The following is a 17,756-nucleotide window of genomic DNA, read 5'->3' on the forward strand; positions in this document are numbered from 1 at the left end:
GCCGCCATGAAAGCGGCGCAGGCCGGGACCGAAAGCCTCGTCGGATGTTCGCCGCCGAGGCTCGAGGACGACAGGCTCATCACGGGACAGGGGCGCTACCTGGCCGATCTCGATTTTCCCGGACTCGCGCACGCCGTTTTCATGCGCTCGCCGGTCGCGCATGGGCGCATCGTTTCGCTGAGCCTCGACGCCGTGCGCGAAGCGCCGGGAGTTGTCGCGGCGTTTTCCGGACGCGACCTCGAGGAGGGCGGCGTGCAGCCGCTGCCATGCCTGCGCGCCACCGACAGCGCGGACGGCACGCCCTTCTTTTCCCCTGCGCGCTATCCGATCGCTGTGGACACCGTCCGCCATGCCGGCGAAGCGGTGGCGATGATCGTGGCCGAGACGGAAGCGCAGGCCATGGATGCGCTGGATCTCATCGAGGTGGAATTCGACACGCTTCCGGTGGTGGTCGACGCGACGCTGAGCGAGGAGCGGGCTTTCGACTGGGAGAAGGGCGACCGCGCGGCCGTCGAAAAAGCTTTCGCGTTGGCGGCCCGGGTGGTCGAGATGCAGGTGGTCAACAACCGTATCCTCATCAGTCCCATCGAGCCGCGCGGCGCTGTCGCGACCTACGAATCGGGTCGCGGCTATACGCTCTACGCGCCGACGCAGGGCGTGCATCTGATACGCCGTATGGTCGCTCCGACGCTTGGACTGGAGCCGTCGCAACTGCGCGTGGTGACGAACGACGTCGGCGGCAGTTTCGGCGCCAAGCTCGTCAGCATGCCGGAACAGACGGCGCTGCTTTTCGCTGCAAAAGCCTGCGGCCGGCCAGTGCGGTGGGTGGCGACCCGTTCCGAGAACCAGCTCACCGATATCGCCGGACGGGACCACGTCAGCCGCGCCGCCCTCGCGCTGGATGCGGAGCACAAGATCATCGGGCTCCGGGTCGAGAGTTTCGCCAATCTGGGGGCCTATGCTTCCGCGCTTGGACCTTCGCCGCCGACCGGAGGTTTCGCCGCGACGCTGTGCGGGCCATATGACTTCCAGGCGATGCATCTCACGGTGCGTGGCCGTTACACGAACACGGCGCCGACCGACGCCTATCGTGGCTCCGGCAAGCCGGAATCGATCCATCTGCTGGAACGGCTCGTGACGCGCGCCGGGACGGAAACCGGACTGGGTCCGGTCGAGTTCCGCCGCCGCAATCTGATACCGCCGGACAAGATGCCCTACATGGCGGCCAACGGCTATGTCTATGACAGCGCGGACTTCATCGCCGTCTTGCAGAAGGCGGTCGAACTCGCGGACTGGAGCGGCTTCTTCCGACGTCGAGTGGAGAGCGAGCGGTTCGGGCTGCGGCGCGGCATCGGGCTTGGGCTCTATCTGCACACAAGCGGCGTCACCTCGCAGGAAATCTCCCGTATCCGCGTGGATTCCGCGGGGTTCGTCGTGGTTGAAACCGGATTGCAATCGTCCGGGCAGGGCCATGAGACAAGCTTCGCGCAGCTTATCGCCGACAGGCTCGGCCTGCGCTTCGACCTGATAAGAATTGTTCAGGGCGATACGGTCTGGGCAGAAACCGGCGGGCCGACAGCCGGCTCCTCCAGCATCCAGGTTGGCGGCATCACCATGCTGCGTGCAACCGATGCCATGCTGGAGACGGCCAAACAGCATGCAGCCGACCATCTGGAAGCCGACGCCGTCGACATCGTTTACGACGGTGGGCGCTTCCGGGTCAGCGGCACCGATCATTCCGTGGGCCTGTTCGAACTGTCGGCGCAACTGGAGGCGCACGGCGAAGCCGGTTGCGCCGGCGAAGCAGCGCTTGACGGAAACATTCTCACAATTCCGAACGGAGCGTATGTCTGCGAGGTGGAGGTCGATCCGGACACGGGTTCGATACGCATAGATCGATTCACCGCAGTGGACGATGTCGGTCGCCGCCTCAATCCGCAACTCGTCGAAGGGCAGATCCACGGCGCGATCGCCCAGGGCATCGGTCAGGCGCTGCATGAGCGCGTGGTCTATGACGGCGACAGCGGCCAACTGCTCACCGGAAGCCTCATGGACTACGGTCTCCCGCGCGCCGACGATCTGCCGATGTTCGATCTGCATGCTGCCGATCTGCCGACCGGAAACAACATGCTGGGCATGAAAGGCGCGGGCGAAATCGGCTGCATCGGCGCGCCGGCAGCCGTCATGAATGCCGTCGCCGACGCCATCGGCCACGACAATATCGACATGCCGCTGACGCCCGAGGGCGTATGGCGCGCCATCAACTCACCGGAGCCAAAATGAGCCTGCCAGCGCACGCGAACGTCGTCATCATAGGTGGAGGCATCATCGGCTGCTCCATTGCCTATCACCTGACCAAGGTGGTTATCGGCGACGTGCTGCTGCTCGAGCGGCGCCAGCTTTGCTGCGGCACGACATGGCATTCGGTGGGCAGCGTCGCCGAGCTTCGCGGCAACCGGCGCATGACCGAACTTGCCCGGTACACCGCGCAGCTATACCGCAGCCTGGAAGCCGAGACCGGGCAGGCGACCGGCTACAAGAAGACGGGTTCCATCATGCTCGCGCTCAACAAGGAGCGGCTGATGGAAATGGAGCGGGCGGCGGCGCTGGCGCGGGCCTTCGGCCAGGAAGCCGAGATGATCTCGATTGCCGACGTGAAGGAGCGTTGCCCGCAGGTCGTCACCGACGATGCACTGGCCGGCTTCTATCTTCCGACGGACGGGCGCACCAATCCGGTCGATACCACGCATGCGCTCGCCAAGGGCGCGCGCATGGGCGGTGCGACGATCCGCGAAAATGTCGAAGTGACCGGGCTGGACATCGTCAACGGCGAGGTCCGCGGTGTCCTGACGGAGCAGGGCCCGGTGAAAGCCGATGTGGTCGTTCTGGCGACCGGCATGTGGGCGCGCGAGTTCGCCGCGCAATACGGCGTCAGCCTGCCGCTTCAGGCCGCGGAGCATTTTTATGCGGTCACGGAGAACATCGAGGGACTGCAGCGGTCCATGCCGTTCATCCGCGTGCCGGATGAGAGTACCTACTACAAGGAAGACGCTGGCAAGCTGTTGTTCGGCTGTCTCGAAAAGCGCGCGAAGCCCTGGGCGCTCGACGGTATTCCGAAAGATTTCTGCTTCGACGCACTACCGGAAGACCTCGACCATTTCGAGCCGATCCTGAACGCGGCGGTGAAGCGCTTCCCGCTTCTGGAAAATGCCGGCATCCAGCTTTTCTTCAACGGTCCCGAAAGCTTTACGCCGGACGGCAATGCGCTGATGGGCGAGACGCCGGAATTGAGGAACCTGTTCGTGGCCTGCGGCCTCAACACCGTCGGCGTGATGTCGGGCGGCGCGATGGGCAGGATGATGGCGGAATGGATTCACGACCGCCGCCGCCCCGAAGGGTTCGCCGAGTTCGACGTGGCGCGCATTTCCGGCTTCCAGTCCGGCCGCAGCTATCTGCGCGACCGTACGATCGAGGCGCTGGGCGTGCTTTACGATGTGGGCTGGCCGAACCGCGAATACACATCCGGCCGTGGCGGCAGGCGGATGCCTCTGCACCAGAGCCATGTCGAGGCCAACGCCATCATGGGCAACCGGGCCGGCTGGGAGATCCCGCTGGTCTATGCTCCCTCTGCTGAGGAGGCGGTGCTGAAACCGAGCTACGGCCGCCAGAACTGGACACATTGGGCGGCGGAGGAAGCGAAAGCGGCGGAGGAAACTGTCGCCCTGTTCGATCTGTCGGCCGGCGCCAAGCTCCGTATAGCCGGGCGCGATGTGGTCGAGGCGCTGAACGGTCTATCGACAACGGCCGATTCTACCGGTCTGCGCTCCGCCCTATGGGTGAACGAAGCCGGTAAGATCCGGTCTTCCGTTTCGGTTCTGGCCGTTTCCGAGGAAGAGGCGTTTGTCCTCTCCTCGCCGGGAAGCGAGCGCCTGCATACGCAATGGCTCGAGCGCAAAGGCTTGCCGAACTCGGCTATCCAGGCCGCAAGCGCGGCCTATGCGCAGTTCCTTCTTCTGGGGCCAGAATCGGACGCCCGTCTGGCTGCGGCTGGCGCCCGGCTTTCCGGTGAGGTCTGGCAACGGGCCGAACTCGGCTATGCCCCGGCCGTATTGGCGCGCGCATCCGTGGGACGCGCGAAAGGCTGGCTGATCCTCGTATCCGTCGAGTTCGCCGCACATGCCTACGAGTCGCTGCTGGTTGCCGGCCCCATCCAACCCGGAGGCCTCTATGCTCTGGAAATGCTGCGCGTATCGGCTGCCGAACCGGCCTGGCCGAGCGAACTCGGCGATACGGTAACCGCCGCCGAGGCCGGTCTCGTGCGGACAGGTGGCGACGCGAAGCGCGACACGGCGCTCGTGCGGATCGTCCTCAAGGAGGATCGTGGCGCGCTCTATGGTCAGGAGGGCATCCTGCGCAACGGTTTGTCGGTGGGCCTGACCACCTCCGGCGCCTGGTGCCGGCATGCGGGTGTTCCTGTCGCGTTAGGCTATGTGTCAGATCCGAACGGAATCGATAGGGCCTGGATGGATGCATCGAGCTTCGCGATCGACATGCCCGGCGGGCCGGCCGAGGCGAGCGTGAAACTCGTCGAGGCAGGGGCATGACCGCGGGCCGCGCCGCGATCGGTATGGGCAAGCTCGACTGGGAAGATCCCTTCCTGCTGCACCGCCAGCTCACCGATGACGAGCGCATGATACGGGACACGGCGAGCGCCTATGCGCAGGAAAGGCTGATGCCCCGGATCATCGACGCCTATTCGAGAGAAAAGACGGATCTCCAGATCTTTCGGGAGATGGGAGAACTCGGCCTGCTCGGCATTACGTTGCCGGAAGACTACAATTGCGCCGGCGCGTCCTATGTCGCCTACGGCCTCGTCGCGCGCGAGATCGAACGGGTGGATTCCGGCTATCGCTCGATGATGAGCGTCCAGTCGTCGCTGGTCATGTATCCGATCTACGCCTATGGCGATGAAACGCAGCGCCGCCGCTATCTGCCGAAACTGGCGGCCGGCGAATGGGTCGGCTGCTTCGGTCTGACCGAACCGGGCGCCGGCTCCGACCCCGGCTCGATGGTGACGCGGGCAGAACCGATCGCGGGCGGATATCGTCTCAAGGGCGCGAAGACCTGGATTTCGAATGCGCCGGTTGCCGACGTCTTCGTCATCTGGGCGAAGTCCGCGGCTCACGACAATCAGATACGCGGCTTCGTGCTCGAAAAGAGCATGAGCGGGCTCAGCGCGTCGAAGATCAGCGGCAAGCTTTCGCTACGCGCCTCGATCACGGGCGAGATCGTGCTCGATGACGTCGAGGTGCCGGAGGGCGCGCTGCTGCCCCACACGTCCGGGCTCAAAGGGCCGTTCGGCTGCCTGAACCGGGCGCGTTACGGCATCTCCTGGGGAGCCATGGGGGCGGCCGAGGATTGCTGGCATCGCGCCCGCGGCTATGTGCTCGACCGGACGCAGTTCGGCAGGCCGCTGGCAGCAACCCAACTGGTGCAGAAGAAGCTTGCCGACATGCAGACGGAAATCGCGCTTGGCCTGCAAGCCAGCCTGCGCGTCGGCCGGCTGCTGGACGAGGGTCAATGCTCGCCGGAGGCAATCTCGCTGGTCAAGCGGAACAATTGCGGCAAGGCGCTGGAAATCGCACGGCTGGCCCGGGACATGCATGGCGGCAACGGTATTCAGGAGGAATATCACGTGATGCGCCACGCCCAGAACCTCGAAACGGTGAACACCTATGAAGGCACGCACGATGTGCATGCGCTGATCCTCGGCCGCGCGCAGACCGGCATGCAGGCGTTCTTTTAGCTGCGAGTGAGATGCGGCTGGTGCGCATTCGGTATCCAGCGAACATTCTCACAACAGGTTCATATGCATGCCGCCATCGATATCGAAATGGCCGCCCGTCGAGAAGCCGAATGCGCCCGTCGCCAGAACCGCGACCGCCCTGCCGACATCGTCCGGCTGGCCCCAGCGATTGATCGGCGTGAAGCCCTTGGCCATCATCTCGTCATAGCGGGCCACAACTGCGGGCGCAGAGGTCATGCCGGTGCGTATCAGCCCCGGCCGGACCTCATGCACGGCGATGTTCTCCGATGCCAGACGCGCCGCGAAGAGTTGCGAGAGCATGGTCATGCCGGCTTTTGAAATGCAGTATTCGCCACGCAGAATGCTCGCGATCTTCGCTCCGCTCGACGAGATGCAGATAACGCTCCGATAATGTTCGGATGAGGGGTTTGCGATCATTTTCCTGGCGATTGCCTGCGTCATGAAGAAATGCGACCGCAGATTTACGTTCAGGCAGCGATCGTAGCTCTCCACGGATACGTCGAGCAGGTCGCCCCGGACCATGGCGCCCACGCCGGCATTGTTGACCAGCGTATCGATACGGCCGAAGGCGTTCCAGGCGCGGTCGGCTATCGATCCGATTGCATCGAGATCCGAGACATCGCCGTGGATGAAGACCGCGTTCCGGCCGCGTTCCTCAATTCCGGCGATCGCCTCGCGGGTTTCGGCGTCGTCCAGCACGTCGTTGACAACGACATCGAAGCCGGCGTCGGCGAACGCCCACGCGATGCCGCGACCAATGCCGCTTCTGCCGCCGGTCACGAATGCGATTGGAGAGGATACTTTCATGTCGTGGTGTCCCATCGTTATATTATTCAGAATATAGCGGTGGGCCGGAGTGGCAAATGACATGAATTTATGTGAGTCATCACCGACCGTTATGCGATCGGCGGACACAAAGAACGCCAGCGGTCGGCAATTCCAGATGGCGACGCCGGAACTGCGGGGCTCTACGACCTTCTGCTTCCGGAAACGGTGTTTGTACCGCGCGTCAGCCATGCCGCCAGAGCGACGGCGACGATGCTGAACCCGATGAGCAGCGTCGCTATGGCGGTGATCGTCGGATTTATCTGGAGCACAAGCTGGTTGAACATCCGCTTCGGGATGGTCAGGTGCGTCCCGGACACGAAAAGCGTCACGACCACCTCGTCGAAGCTGATGACGAAAGCGAACAGCCAGGCGGCCGCAGCACTCGGCACGATGTTCGGGAGAAGCACGCGCGTCAGCATCTGAATGCGCGTCGCGCCGAGCGTCAGCGCGACCTGCTCGATGCGAATGTCGAAGGCGCGAATGGCGAGCGACATCAGCAGAACCACATAGGGCGTCGCCAGAACCGCGTGGGCCGCGATCAGCGCGAGATAATTGCCAAGAATGCCGAGCTTGGCGAAGAAGATGTAGAAAGCGACCGCCACGATGACGGGCGGAAGCACCATCGGCGCGATGAAGTTCGATTCCAGCAGCGTCCTGCCGCGGAAATCGCCACGGACGAGACCGTAGGCGGCGATCGTCCCGAGCGCGAGCGCGATCGTCGACGACGAGACGCCGATGATGACGGAATTGATGCCCGCTTCGATCCACTGCGGGTCGCCGAAGAAGGATTCGTACCAGCGCAGGGAGAAACCGGGGGGTGGAAAACGCAGCGATTCCGCGCTGGAGAAGGACATCGGTACGACAATGATGATCGGCAGGGCGAGGAACAGCAACACTGCAACCGCCACCGTTGCCAGAGCGCTTCCGGCGACGCTCGCCTCGCGGCGTTCCATGGCTGCGTCACTCAACGTTCGGCTCCGCTTGAAAAAGGTTCACGATCAAGTCTTTCGCCTCAGCAGCTGATAAACGGCGTAAAGCGCCAGCGTGAGGACGAGCAGCACGATCGAGATCGCCGCCGCCAGATTCCAGCGCGGGAACTGGTTGATCAATATGTCGAGCATGTTCGCTATGAGCGGCACCTTGCCGCCGCCCAGGATCGCGGGCGTGATGTAGAAGCCGAGGCTCAGGATGAACACCAGCACGAAGGTCGCGGCAAGAGCGGGAAGCGTGAGCGGAAAGAAAATGCGCCGGAAGAACTGGCCGCTCGACGCGCCGAGCGTATACGCCATCGGCCGCAGCCGCGGATCTATCTGCAGCATGGCTGCATAGAGCGGCAGCAGCATGAAGGGCAACAGCACATTCACCATGCCGATGGTGACGCCCACCTCGTTGTAGAGAAACGGAATGGGCTTGTCGGTCAGGCCGACGGCCTGCAGCGTCCGGTTGACGATGCCGGCGTTGCCCAAAACGACGATCCACGCATAGGTCCTGACGAGAATGCTGACCCAGAAGGACGTGACGATGATGCCGAGCGCGAACATCTGACCGCGCCTCGAAAGTCCGGTCATCCAGTAGGCAAGCGGATATCCGACGAGGGCGCATATCAGGGAAACGGTCAGAGCCACGCGCCCTGTCCGCAGGACGACCGTGAGATAGATTTTCGACGTGGCGAAATCGACGTAGTTCGCCAGCGTGAAGCCTCCGGAAACCTGGTCGACCAGGCTCCATGCGGCGGTCATCAGAAGCGGCAGGTTGAAGCCGACGCCTATGAAGACCAGCAGCGGCAAAACCCAAACGAGGCCGCTGGCGACGACGCGGTGCGGCCGACGGATCGTGGCGGACGGCAGCGCCCGCTTGTCGGCGGTCAAGCGCGCGGCTTCGGCGTCAAGAGTCAAGTCGGACATCCGGCATTGCACGGGCTAGGCGATGTGTCCGGCGTCCTGCGACGCCGGACACTGGATCGATCGGTTTCACTGGGCCAGCTTGAATTCCTGCCAGCGCTTCTCGACGTCGGCGGCATTGTCGTACCACCACTTGCCATCCGTAACGAACTGGACGTCGCGGTTGGCCTTGTAGTTCGGGAATTGCGACAGCTTGTCCTGCGGCAGCAACGGGTCGAGTTCGGGGCTCGGGCCGGTGTAGCTGATGTAGTTGGCGACACATGCCTGCTTCTGCGGATCGGAGTATTCGTGCAGATAGAGCCAGGCGGCCTCCTGCATGGCCGGGTCGGCACCCTTCGGGGCTCCCCACCAGGAGGTGTCGAGCATGCCGCCATTGAAGGAAATCTTGATGTCGTCCTTGGTCACGAGACGTCCCGACCAGCCGATAGCATATTGCGCTTCATTGTCCTGGAGGAGCTGTGCCGCCTGTCCGCCCGCCGTCCACCAGATCACGTCTCCCTTCACGCGCTCAAGCGTCTTGAACGCGCGATCGAGATCGAGCGGGAACAGCTTGTCCGGCTCGACGCCGTCGGCGAGGGCGGCGAATGCAAGCACATACCCCGGATAGTCGGGGAGGGCGCGCTTGCCCGGGAAATTGACCGTGTCGAAGAACTCCTGCCAGTTCTTCGGCTCCTTCGCATCCGGGCGCCACGCCATGATCGTGGAGAAATAGGTGCTGGCGAAGCCGTACGGCTTCTTGGCGTCGGGGAACATGTCGAACGGCTTCACCGCGTCCCAGTTGATCGGGTCCAGCAAGCCGGCGGCGTTGGCGCGTTCCAGTTCCGTCGTCTCCAGATCCATGAGGGCCACGTTGACGTTGCCCGATTGTGCGAGGCCCGCCAGCTTCGCGTAACCCGCCGGAGTGTCGAGTTCGACCTTGATGCCGTATTTTTCCGTGAACGGCGCGTCGACGCACTTCGTGACGGCGTCGGTCCATTCGCCGCCCGCGGTCAGGATACGCAAGGTCTTTGCCGGTTCGGCCGCTGCGGAGCCTGCCGCCACCGTGAGGACGGAGCCGAGCAGATATATAGAGAATCTACGCATGTTATTTCCTTTCCATACGTTCGGGGTTCCCGTTCACCGGATTATTCCGGTTTTCCTTTTGCGCGATTGCTGCCGCCATCAGGCCGGCAGAACCCAAACATCCTCCGGTTGCCAAGTCAGCCCGACCCGGTCGCCGACGGCGATGTCGCGTTTGAGATTGGAATTCTGGACCGTGAACACGTAGCCCTTGTCGGTCCGCATCAGGTATCGGACGGATTCGCCAAGGAAAACGCGTTCGGATACATTCACGGGCAGGGCGCCAGCGGCATCGCTCTGCACGATTTCCAGTTGCTCGGGCCGCAGCATGCCGAAGACGCTTGCGGCCGATCGCGTGACGGATCTGCCGTCGATGCGGATGCGGTCGCCTTCCTGCAACTGGATGTGCGGCTCCTCCCCCCCATCCACCGCTCCCCGGAAAACATTGGCGATGCCCAGAAAATTGGCGACGAATTCGTTCGCCGGTTGCTGGTACGCCTTCTCGGGCGTATCGATCTGCTGGATGCGCCCGTCCGACATGATGACGACCTCATCCGCCATCGAGAGGGCCTCGTCCTGGTCGTGCGTGACGAGCAGCGTCGTGATGCCGAGGTCGCGCTGAAGCTGGCGCAATTCCATCCGCACCTCTTCGCGCAGCTTGCGGTCAAGCGCGGCGAGCGGCTCGTCCAGCAGCAACACGCTCGGCTCGAATACGATGGCGCGGGCGATCGCGACGCGCTGCTGCTGACCACCCGACAGTTGCGAGGGCTTGCGCGAGGCCATGGCGCCCATGCGCACACGCTCCAGCGCCGTCCCGACCAGCTTCCTGATCTCCTCGGAAGGCCGGCCCCGGATGCGGAGGGGGAAAGCGACATTCTCGAACACGCTGAGATGCGGAAAAAGGGCGTAGCTCTGAAAGACGAGCCCGACATTGCGCTGGGCGGCAGGGGCCAGCGTGACATCCCTGTCGGCGATCTCGATCGATCCCGACGTCGGAAGAATGATGCCGGCAAGGACCGACAGCATCGTTGTCTTGCCGGAGCCGCTGGGACCGAGAACCGCACTGAGCGAGCCCGGCTTCACCTCCATCGTGACATCTTTCAACGCCTGGAAGCTGCCGTATTGCTTGCTGAGCTTTTTGATGCGGATCGAACTCACTCGCACCCTCGTGCCATTTCGGATCGCGTCGCGCCCCAGGCGACAGCGAAAACTTGGCGCATCGCGCATAAAACAATCAATTTACGATTGTTTATGCGGTGCATCAGATGCGCTTATGGTCGATGCGCGGGGTGGATTCGGTTGCTTCTTCCGGAGCGGAAGTCGGTGCGTCCGGATCGGCCGCGCCCGCCATTGGCGTCACGCGGTATGGATGAACACCTCGTTGCGAATATCGTCCACCAGTAAACCGTGGGCCGACAGCGCCTCTCGTGCGCCCGCGACCATCCCGGGCGGGCCGCAAAGATAGGCTTCGGTGCTAGGCGCAAGCGGCACGGTTGTCACCGATTTCAGCGCTTCGACGGGATTGCCGATGAATCCGGCCCATAAAGGGGAGGCTGAATCGGCCGCAAGAACGATCTCCAGCGGCAGCGTTTCCTTCAGCGCATGCAATGCGTCCAGCGCATAGGCGTCGGCGTCGGAGGCGAAGCCGGCCACGATGGCGAGCGGCGGCGCAGCTTCCGCCTCCATGGCAGACAGCATCGAAAGGATCGGCGCGAGGCCGGTGCCGCCGGCGACGAACAGCTTTGGCCTGGGATTGGAGCGCAGGTAGAAGACGCCGAACGGCCCGCGTACGGTGAAGGCGTCTTCCGGCTTCGCGCGCTCGCGCAGATAGGCGGACATTGCCCCGCCGGGCAGATCGCGCACATGCAGCACCTGCTCCTTCGCCGATGGCGGATTGGCCATGGAGAAGCGCCGCGGCTGGTCCATGCCCGGGAAGATGACCTCGACATACTGTCCGGGCAGGAAGGGCAGCGGGAACTGCAGGCGGTAACGGATTTCCCAGACGGAGGGCGAAACGCGCGAGAAGCTGTTGATCTTGGCGCGGCGCAGCGAGGCGGGCGTCACGTCCACGCGGCGATATGGTAGCCTGAGATCGAGCCCGGAGCGGGCCGGCATTATGCACAAGAGGACATACGATCCGTCCGGCGCGGACGCGACGCAGGTCCGGCACGTGCCTTCCCGGCAGTTGCTGGCGAGCACGTTGCCAGCCGTCTCGGCGGATACGAGCACGCTTTCCCCGTCGATCGCTGGAAAGTGCATGATCTCGCCATCGGCGAAAGTGAGGGAAATCGGCTCCGCCATCAGAAGTCGTCGGAAACATATCCCGTCGAAAGGCCGTCGATGCTGACGACATTGTTGGCGAGCCTATAGGCTTCGAGGCCTTCCTCGCCCTTGGAGCGCGCCCAGTCGACAAGCTCGCTGCGCTCTGCCATCTCGCCGACGACCGGTATGCTCCAGCCGCAGGAGGTTGCGACCGCATCGACGTTCAGGCGGAAAATCTGGCGAGTGCCGGGAAAGATCGGGAAAAGCGCCAGAAGCGTCTCCCATTCAGGATGATCCGGCCGGATGAGCTCGGCGCGGCCGTAAAGGCGCAACGTCATCGCCTCGCCGTTGAAGGCGCAAAACATCATCGTCATGCGGCCGTTCTCGGTCACATGCGCCGCCGTCTCGTTACCGCTGCCGGTGAGATCGAGATAGACGACCGTGCGATCATCGAGAATGCGCAGCGTGTCGAGCCCCTTGGGAGAGAGATTGACCCGGCCGTCTTGCGGCGCGGTCGCAACGAAGAACAGCTTCTGCGCCTCGATGAAGGCGCGCATGTCGTCGGGAATGGTTTTCCAGTTCAGGCCCATTTTTCTACCACATCATGAAGGAGGCGACGTCGGCGTCGGAGATGAGACCGGCGGCGACGTCGGCCATTGCCCGGTCGACGATGGAGACGCCTTCCGCGACCTCGGCCTCCGTGAGCGTCAGCGGCGGCATGAATTCGAGCACGTTCGCCTTCAGCCCGACATAGGTGAAGGCCGCCCCGAGTTGATAGCCGCGATAGATGATCTTGGCGGTCGTCGTCGCCGGCACCGGCTCGCGCGTCGCCCTGTCGGTGACGAGATCGACGCCTATGGCGAGGCCACGTCCGCGCACGTCGCCGACGATCTCGTGCCGGTCTCCGAGCGCGCGCAGAGCATCGGCGAACAGCGTTCCGATGCGCGCGGAGCGCTCAATCAGGCCTTCGTCCTCGATCGCCTTCAGCACCGCATTGCCGGCGGCGGTCGCGACCGGGTTGCCGGCCGTCGTCTGCAAGGCGAAGGCAGGCGCGTGATCCATGACCGCCTTCGGCCCGACCACGGCCGACAGCGGCAGGCCGCCGCCGATGCCCTTGCCGAACACAACCATGTCCGGCTCAAGCCCCTCATGCTGGAAGCAGTGCATAAGGCCGCTGCGCGCCAGCCCGACTTTCACCTCGTCGACGACGATCATGATGCCGTGCCGGCGGCAGCGCTCCTGCAACGCCTTGAGGAAGTCCGGCGGCGGCACGATCAACCCGCCATCGGACATCAGCGGCTCGATGAACACCGCCGCGACCTGATTCGGCGGGCAGGTCGTCTCGAACTGGAAGTCGAGCATGGCCAGCACGTCCTCGGCGCTGAAACGCGGGCGATACGGGTCGGGGTAGGGCAGGAGCAGGATGCCCGGCCGTGGCAGCGTGTGCGTCATCGCCGTGTGGCCGCTGATGCCCATCGAGCCGGAGAGGTTGCCGTGATAGGAGCCGACGAAGGAGATGAAGCGCGGGCGGCCGGTCGCCGCGGTAAGGACGCGCACGGCGCAGTCGTTGGCGTCGGAGCCCGAATGGCCGAACCAGACGCGCCTTTCGCCCTGTCCGGGCGTGATCTCCAGGAGCTTTTCTGCCAACGATACGGCCGGCTCGTTCGGGTAGAGCAGCAAGCTGGCTCCAGCCATGTCGCGGACCGATTTCTCCACCGCCTCGACAATCGCCGGATGATCGTAGCCGAGGATCGCCGGCCCGGCGGAGCCCGAAAGGTCGAGCACCGCGCGACCACCTTCCTCGATCAGCCGGTTGCCCTTGCCGCCCACCAGCGACAGCGGCGAAAACCGCAGCCGCCCGATCTCGGCGATGACGCGCGCATCGCGCTCGCGCAGGGTAAGGCCGCTCATGCCGCCACCTCGCTTGCCCGCCCGGGCAGGACGGCAGCGAGCCTGCCGGTCCATTCCGCCACGCCGCTCTCGTCGGCGATCAGGTCCTGCCTTATCTCGATCAGCACGGCCGGTATGCCGCGATCGTCGCCGTGGATCGGTACGGCATAGTCACCGTCACGGCTGATCACATAGGGCACGTTGAAATCCGCCACGATCGCCGGATCGCGGCGGAGGCCATTGAGGATGTGGGCGGCGAGGCCGCGCGCGCGGTCGAACAGCACGCCGGCGTGCCATTTGCGCGCGACGCCCAGGAAGACCGGCGTGAAGCTGTGGACGGTGACGATGAGCGTCGGCCGCCCCTCGGCAGTGCGCCGGTCGAGATGCGCGGCCACACGGTTGTGGAAAGGCTGGAACATGAGCCGCGCGCGCCGGTTGCGTTCAGCATCGTCTATTCCGGCATTGCCCGGTATGTCCGTATCTTCCGAGCGCACCGGAATGCTGCCCGGCACGCCGACCGGCCGGTTGAGGTCGATGAGCAGCCGCGAATAGCCGCTGAGGAATGCCGGTGCATCGAGATGCTGCGACAATCTGCGGGTCACTTCCGCCGCGCCTATGTCCCAGGCGATATGCCGCTCCAGATGCCGCGCATCGAGTCCGAGCCGGCCATATTCGGCGGGCATGTGGTTGGAAGCGTGCTCGCACAGAAGCACGATGTCCGAACCACCGCGCTCGTTCAGGACTTCGACCGCCGGTGGCCAGTCGCGGCTGGGCGGGGCGCTCATCAGTAAAGCGTCCGGTAAAGGTCGCAGATGGCTTCCGGCGTCATTTCGGAGAGCTTTTCAGCTTCATGCCGTTTGACGCCGACGAAGGTCTCGACGAAAGCCGGAGCGAACCAGCCTGTTACGATCTCGTCCGCGAGCAGCGTGTCGATGGCTGCCGGAAGGCTGTCCGGAAGGCGGCGGAGTCCGAGCTTCGCCCGCTCCGCTTCGCCCATCAGCGTGGGGTCCCCGGACACCAGAGGCGGCGTCGGCAGTCCGGCTTTGAGCCCTTCGAGACCGGCATGCACGATCGCGGCCAGCGACAGATACGGATTGGCGGTGGCGTCGGCTGCCCGGTACTCGACATTATACTGCTTCGCCGGATCGCGACCGCCGATGGTCACTGTCGGACAGATGCGCAGTGTCGCCTCGCGGTCGCGGTCGGCGAGCCAGGTGTAGGACGAACTCCAGTTGTGCGGCTTCAGCCGATAGTAGGACGGCACACTGGACGCGGTGAGCGCGGTGATCGCCGGCAGGTGAAGCAGCACGCCGGCACAGAAAGCACCGGCTCTTGCCGACAGGCCGCCCGGTCCGGCGGCATCGTAGGTCGCCGGCTTGCCGTCCGCATCGACAAAGCTGAAATGGATGTGCACGCCGTTGCCGACGCCATCCGGCGCGGTTTTGGGCGCGAAGCTCGCGTGCCAGCCGAGGTTGCGGGCCAGCTCGCGCGTGATCTCGCGGATCGCCACGCAGCGGTCGGCGGCGGCGAGCGCATCGGCCGGAGCGTGCGTCACCTCGAACTGCTCGTTGCCGAACTCGGCGATGATGACTTCCGGCGAGACGCCCGCCTCTTCCAGCGCCGCCATCAGCGTCGGCGCGAAGGGGTCGGCGCGGCGCAGGGCGGCAAGGGAAAGCGAATGCGCCGGCGCGAAGCTCGCACCCGCGATCTGGAACTCCTGCTCGAAGGCGGCGACGACGGATAGGCCCGTCTCCGCCCTCAGTTCGGCCAGCGCATCCTTCAGCATGGTACGGGTGCAGCCGAGCCACGGCGTGCCGTCAAGCTCGACGATATCGCCGGGCACCATGTCGAGAGGCGTCGCCGACCCGGTCATGCCGGTGCGGAAACGGGCCTGCCGGTCCGGGATCAGCCGCAGATCGCCCGACGAGCCCCAGGGATTGGGGTCGACGATGGAGTTGAACGGCGTCAGCGACAGGTTGGCCTGCAGCCAGCCGACGCCGGTCGCGGCGATCTTGTCCAGCCGGCTTTCCACCACCGACCGGCCGCGCGTCACGGCGGCGAGGTCCGTGGTCACCACGGCGACGAGAGATTCGACGGCGGCGTTCATGCCGATTTCCCCATGGCCTCGATGCGGGCGACGACGGTGTTCGTGTCGGCGACCCAGCAATAGCCGCCGAAAGCCTTGAGCCCGTTGGCGTGGCGCTCCGGCGTGGCGGTGGCGCAGGCGTCGGAGACGCAGGTCACCAGATACCCGCGATCGGCGGCGTCGCGCACGGCCATGTCCACGCACTGGTCCGTCATGATGCCGACGATGATCAGGTAGCGGATGCCGAGATTCTTCAGCAGATAGTCGATGTTGGTGGAGTTGAAGACGCCCGACGATGTCTTCGGCAGCATGATCTCGTCGCCGGCCGGGGCCAGCGATTTCACCGGAAGCCCCGTGGCAAGGCTCGGCGCGACATGGATCGGCGTCAGCTTGTGGTCGAGCGAACGGTCGCGCCCGTCCTCGGTCAGGCTCTGGATGATGGTGTGCAGAACCTCGACGCCGTTTGCGCGCGCCGCCTTCAGCAACCGCTCCTGGTTGGGGATCGTCTCGGCCGCGGTCTGGCGGTAGAAGTAGTGGTCCGGCCCGCGCTCGGGATGCGACGGATCGGCCCCGGGCTCCAGCCAGATTCGTTGCATGTCGACAAGGAGCAGCGCGGTCTCACCCTTGCGGAACGGCTCGTCCCGCTTCGGCAGCGAATGGCTCATGATTTCTTGTCCTGCTTTGACGATTTGGGTCCGGGCGTGCGGCGGGCGCCGCCGTCTCCGGCGCTGCTGTCCAGCGTCACGGCGTTCGCCTGACGCACTTCCTCCAGCCGCTCGATACGGGCGCGGGCCTCGTCGCCAAGCGTCGAGAGGATGTGCGCTACCAGCGCTTCCATCTGCGCAATCGCAGGGGCCAGCGTGTCGTAGGGCGATGCGACCTCCAGCGGGCTGACGATGGTCACCTCCGCGAAATCAGCGACCGGCGACAGCCACTGATCGGTGAAAAGCAGGAGACGTATGTCGCGGGCTGCGGCCTGCCGGGCGAAAGCGACGACGTCGAGCTGATAGCGGCGGTAGTCGAATACGATCAACACATCCTTGCGGCCGAGATCGGCAAGCGTGTCGAAAGCCTGCGCGGAGAGCACGCCGAGATCGCGTATGCCGGGCCTGAACTGCACGAGGTAACCGGCCAGCATGCCGGCGACATGACGGCTGAACCGTCCGCCGAGAAGGACCACGTCGCCCCTGGCGTCCATGATCAGCCGCGCCGCGCGGTCGTAACTCTGAAGCGGAGTGGCGCTTACCGACTTGTTCAGCGCTTCCCCGACCGAATCCAGATAGGCGACGATAGTGCTTTCGCTGGATGCGCTCGACCGCTTCGATTCCATCATCAGCAGCGGCGAACGCAAGCCCGCCTCGACTTCGGCGAGAAGCTTGGCCTGAAAATCCGGGAAGCCCTCGAAACCGAGCTTCATGACGAGCCTCACCACGGTGGGGTCGCTGACCCCGGCGCGCTTGGCGAGACTGGTGGCCGTACCGAGGCCGGAGGTCGGATACTCCGCAAGCAGGAGACGGACGATCTTCTCCTCCGACGGCGTGAGCGACAGTCCCTGGCTCATCAATTGATCCCGGATGGTCATGCTCCGCCCCTATGCCGCCTCTTCCCGGACGATCCCGACGATGCGAAAACAGACACCGCCCATGCCGGCGAGATTTATCCGCAGGCCGCTTCTATCACGAAGAAAAAATTACACGATGTATATATTCCGTCAATAGTGAAGACAGATCGACATTTGCGCGAAATCCCGTCGAGCAGGAAGATCGCCGTCGGCAAATCCGTGATTGAAGCGATTCCGCTGGCCGTTTACGCGCCTCTTAGATCCATGCAGTATTCCGGCGGCAATTGCCGGCCATCGTCCTCCGCGCTTTCTCGCGCGAAGCAGGTGCACGGCTAAGGGTGG

At 64.4% G+C, this 17,756-nt stretch carries 16 protein-coding genes; 4 read left to right on the top strand and 12 right to left on the bottom strand.

Features of this window, described 5'->3' with window-relative positions:
* Positions 1–6 precede the first annotated feature (6 nt).
* From M9955_23200 to M9955_23210, 3 genes are read left to right on the top strand one after another with little or no spacing between them, the layout of a single operon-like run.
* Positions 7–2,283 (top strand): xanthine dehydrogenase family protein molybdopterin-binding subunit, encoded by a 2,277-nt coding sequence (locus M9955_23200; protein ID MCO5084551.1) that lies wholly within the window; start codon positions 7–9, stop codon positions 2,281–2,283.
* Positions 2,280–4,604 carry an FAD-dependent oxidoreductase gene (locus M9955_23205; GenBank protein MCO5084552.1) on the top strand — a complete coding sequence of 775 codons (2,325 nt, stop codon included), beginning with the start codon at positions 2,280–2,282 and terminating at the stop codon, positions 4,602–4,604. Before M9955_23200 ends, M9955_23205 begins: the two co-directional genes overlap by 4 nt.
* Positions 4,601–5,806: an acyl-CoA dehydrogenase gene (locus M9955_23210; protein ID MCO5084553.1), complete on the top strand. Its 1,206-nt coding sequence runs from the start codon at positions 4,601–4,603 to the stop codon at positions 5,804–5,806. Before M9955_23205 ends, M9955_23210 begins: the two co-directional genes overlap by 4 nt.
* 48 nt (positions 5,807–5,854) lie before the next feature.
* On the opposite strand, the gene M9955_23215 is transcribed toward M9955_23210, so the two are convergent.
* The 12 genes from M9955_23215 to M9955_23270 all read right to left on the bottom strand — a co-directional run bounded on the left by M9955_23215 (position 5,855) and on the right by M9955_23270 (position 17,435).
* Positions 5,855–6,634 carry a 3-ketoacyl-ACP reductase gene (locus M9955_23215; protein MCO5084554.1) on the bottom strand — a complete coding sequence of 260 codons (780 nt, stop codon included), beginning with the start codon at positions 6,632–6,634 and terminating at the stop codon, positions 5,855–5,857.
* Positions 6,635–6,795: 161 nt separating this feature from the next.
* The gene (locus M9955_23220; protein MCO5084555.1) at positions 6,796–7,623 is read right to left on the bottom strand and encodes an ABC transporter permease; all 828 of its coding nucleotides are present in this window, start codon (positions 7,621–7,623) and stop codon (positions 6,796–6,798) included.
* A 30-nt stretch (positions 7,624–7,653) separates the two neighbouring features.
* On the bottom strand, positions 7,654–8,550 hold the full coding sequence (locus M9955_23225; GenBank protein ID MCO5084556.1) for an ABC transporter permease: 897 nt from the start codon (positions 8,548–8,550) through the stop codon (positions 7,654–7,656).
* A 75-nt stretch (positions 8,551–8,625) separates the two neighbouring features.
* Entirely contained in the window at positions 8,626–9,639 is a 1,014-nt protein-coding gene (locus tag M9955_23230) for an extracellular solute-binding protein (protein MCO5084557.1), read from the bottom strand.
* A 78-nt stretch (positions 9,640–9,717) separates the two neighbouring features.
* A complete protein-coding gene (locus tag M9955_23235; GenBank protein MCO5084558.1) occupies positions 9,718–10,773 on the bottom strand; it encodes an ABC transporter ATP-binding protein in 1,056 nt (351 codons plus the stop codon).
* 198 nt (positions 10,774–10,971) lie between these two features.
* Positions 10,972–11,916, bottom strand: coding sequence for a 2Fe-2S iron-sulfur cluster binding domain-containing protein (locus M9955_23240; GenBank protein ID MCO5084559.1), 945 nt, complete (start codon positions 11,914–11,916; stop codon positions 10,972–10,974).
* Positions 11,916–12,467: a pyridoxamine 5'-phosphate oxidase family protein gene (locus M9955_23245; GenBank protein MCO5084560.1), complete on the bottom strand. Its 552-nt coding sequence runs from the start codon at positions 12,465–12,467 to the stop codon at positions 11,916–11,918. Before M9955_23245 ends, M9955_23240 begins: the two co-directional genes overlap by 1 nt.
* 4 nt (positions 12,468–12,471) lie before the next feature.
* Positions 12,472–13,788, bottom strand: a complete 1,317-nt coding sequence (locus M9955_23250; GenBank protein ID MCO5084561.1) for an aspartate aminotransferase family protein — start codon at positions 13,786–13,788, stop codon at positions 12,472–12,474.
* On the bottom strand, positions 13,785–14,552 hold the full coding sequence (locus tag M9955_23255; protein MCO5084562.1) for an N-formylglutamate amidohydrolase: 768 nt from the start codon (positions 14,550–14,552) through the stop codon (positions 13,785–13,787). Before M9955_23255 ends, M9955_23250 begins: the two co-directional genes overlap by 4 nt.
* A complete protein-coding gene (locus tag M9955_23260; GenBank protein ID MCO5084563.1) occupies positions 14,552–15,874 on the bottom strand; it encodes a glutamine synthetase family protein in 1,323 nt (440 codons plus the stop codon). Before M9955_23260 ends, M9955_23255 begins: the two co-directional genes overlap by 1 nt.
* Complete coding sequence (locus M9955_23265; protein MCO5084564.1) at positions 15,871–16,518, bottom strand: cysteine hydrolase; 648 nt, start codon at positions 16,516–16,518, stop codon at positions 15,871–15,873. The genes M9955_23260 and M9955_23265 overlap by 4 nt, the downstream gene beginning before the upstream one ends.
* Complete coding sequence (locus tag M9955_23270) at positions 16,515–17,435, bottom strand: MurR/RpiR family transcriptional regulator (GenBank protein MCO5084565.1); 921 nt, start codon at positions 17,433–17,435, stop codon at positions 16,515–16,517. The genes M9955_23265 and M9955_23270 overlap by 4 nt, the downstream gene beginning before the upstream one ends.
* Between M9955_23270 and M9955_23275 the strand changes: the two genes are divergently transcribed.
* On the top strand, positions 17,418–17,750 hold the full coding sequence (locus M9955_23275; GenBank protein MCO5084566.1) for a hypothetical protein: 333 nt from the start codon (positions 17,418–17,420) through the stop codon (positions 17,748–17,750). The two genes, M9955_23270 and M9955_23275, sit on opposite strands and share 18 nt — an antisense overlap.
* Positions 17,751–17,756: the final 6 nt, after the last annotated feature.

The organism is Rhizobiaceae bacterium (assembly GCA_023953845.1).
Taxonomy (GTDB): domain Bacteria; phylum Pseudomonadota; class Alphaproteobacteria; order Rhizobiales; family Rhizobiaceae; genus Arvimicrobium.

Bases quoted from the DNA above. Each gene is read 5' to 3' on its own strand.
- M9955_23200 (MCO5084551.1), top strand. From the start codon at position 7: ATGAAAGCGGCGCAGGCCGGGACCGAAAGCCTCGTCGGATGTTCGCCG.
- M9955_23205 (MCO5084552.1), top strand. From the start codon at position 2,280: ATGAGCCTGCCAGCGCACGCGAACGTCGTCATCATAGGTGGAGGCATC.
- M9955_23210 (MCO5084553.1), top strand. From the start codon at position 4,601: ATGACCGCGGGCCGCGCCGCGATCGGTATGGGCAAGCTCGACTGGGAA.
- M9955_23215 (MCO5084554.1), bottom strand. From the start codon at position 6,634: ATGAAAGTATCCTCTCCAATCGCATTCGTGACCGGCGGCAGAAGCGGC.
- M9955_23230 (MCO5084557.1), bottom strand. From the start codon at position 9,639: ATGCGTAGATTCTCTATATATCTGCTCGGCTCCGTCCTCACGGTGGCG.
- M9955_23240 (MCO5084559.1), bottom strand. From the start codon at position 11,916: ATGGCGGAGCCGATTTCCCTCACTTTCGCCGATGGCGAGATCATGCAC.
- M9955_23245 (MCO5084560.1), bottom strand. From the start codon at position 12,467: ATGGGCCTGAACTGGAAAACCATTCCCGACGACATGCGCGCCTTCATC.
- M9955_23250 (MCO5084561.1), bottom strand. From the start codon at position 13,788: ATGAGCGGCCTTACCCTGCGCGAGCGCGATGCGCGCGTCATCGCCGAG.
- M9955_23255 (MCO5084562.1), bottom strand. From the start codon at position 14,552: ATGAGCGCCCCGCCCAGCCGCGACTGGCCACCGGCGGTCGAAGTCCTG.
- M9955_23260 (MCO5084563.1), bottom strand. From the start codon at position 15,874: ATGAACGCCGCCGTCGAATCTCTCGTCGCCGTGGTGACCACGGACCTC.
- M9955_23265 (MCO5084564.1), bottom strand. From the start codon at position 16,518: ATGAGCCATTCGCTGCCGAAGCGGGACGAGCCGTTCCGCAAGGGTGAG.
- M9955_23270 (MCO5084565.1), bottom strand. From the start codon at position 17,435: ATGACCATCCGGGATCAATTGATGAGCCAGGGACTGTCGCTCACGCCG.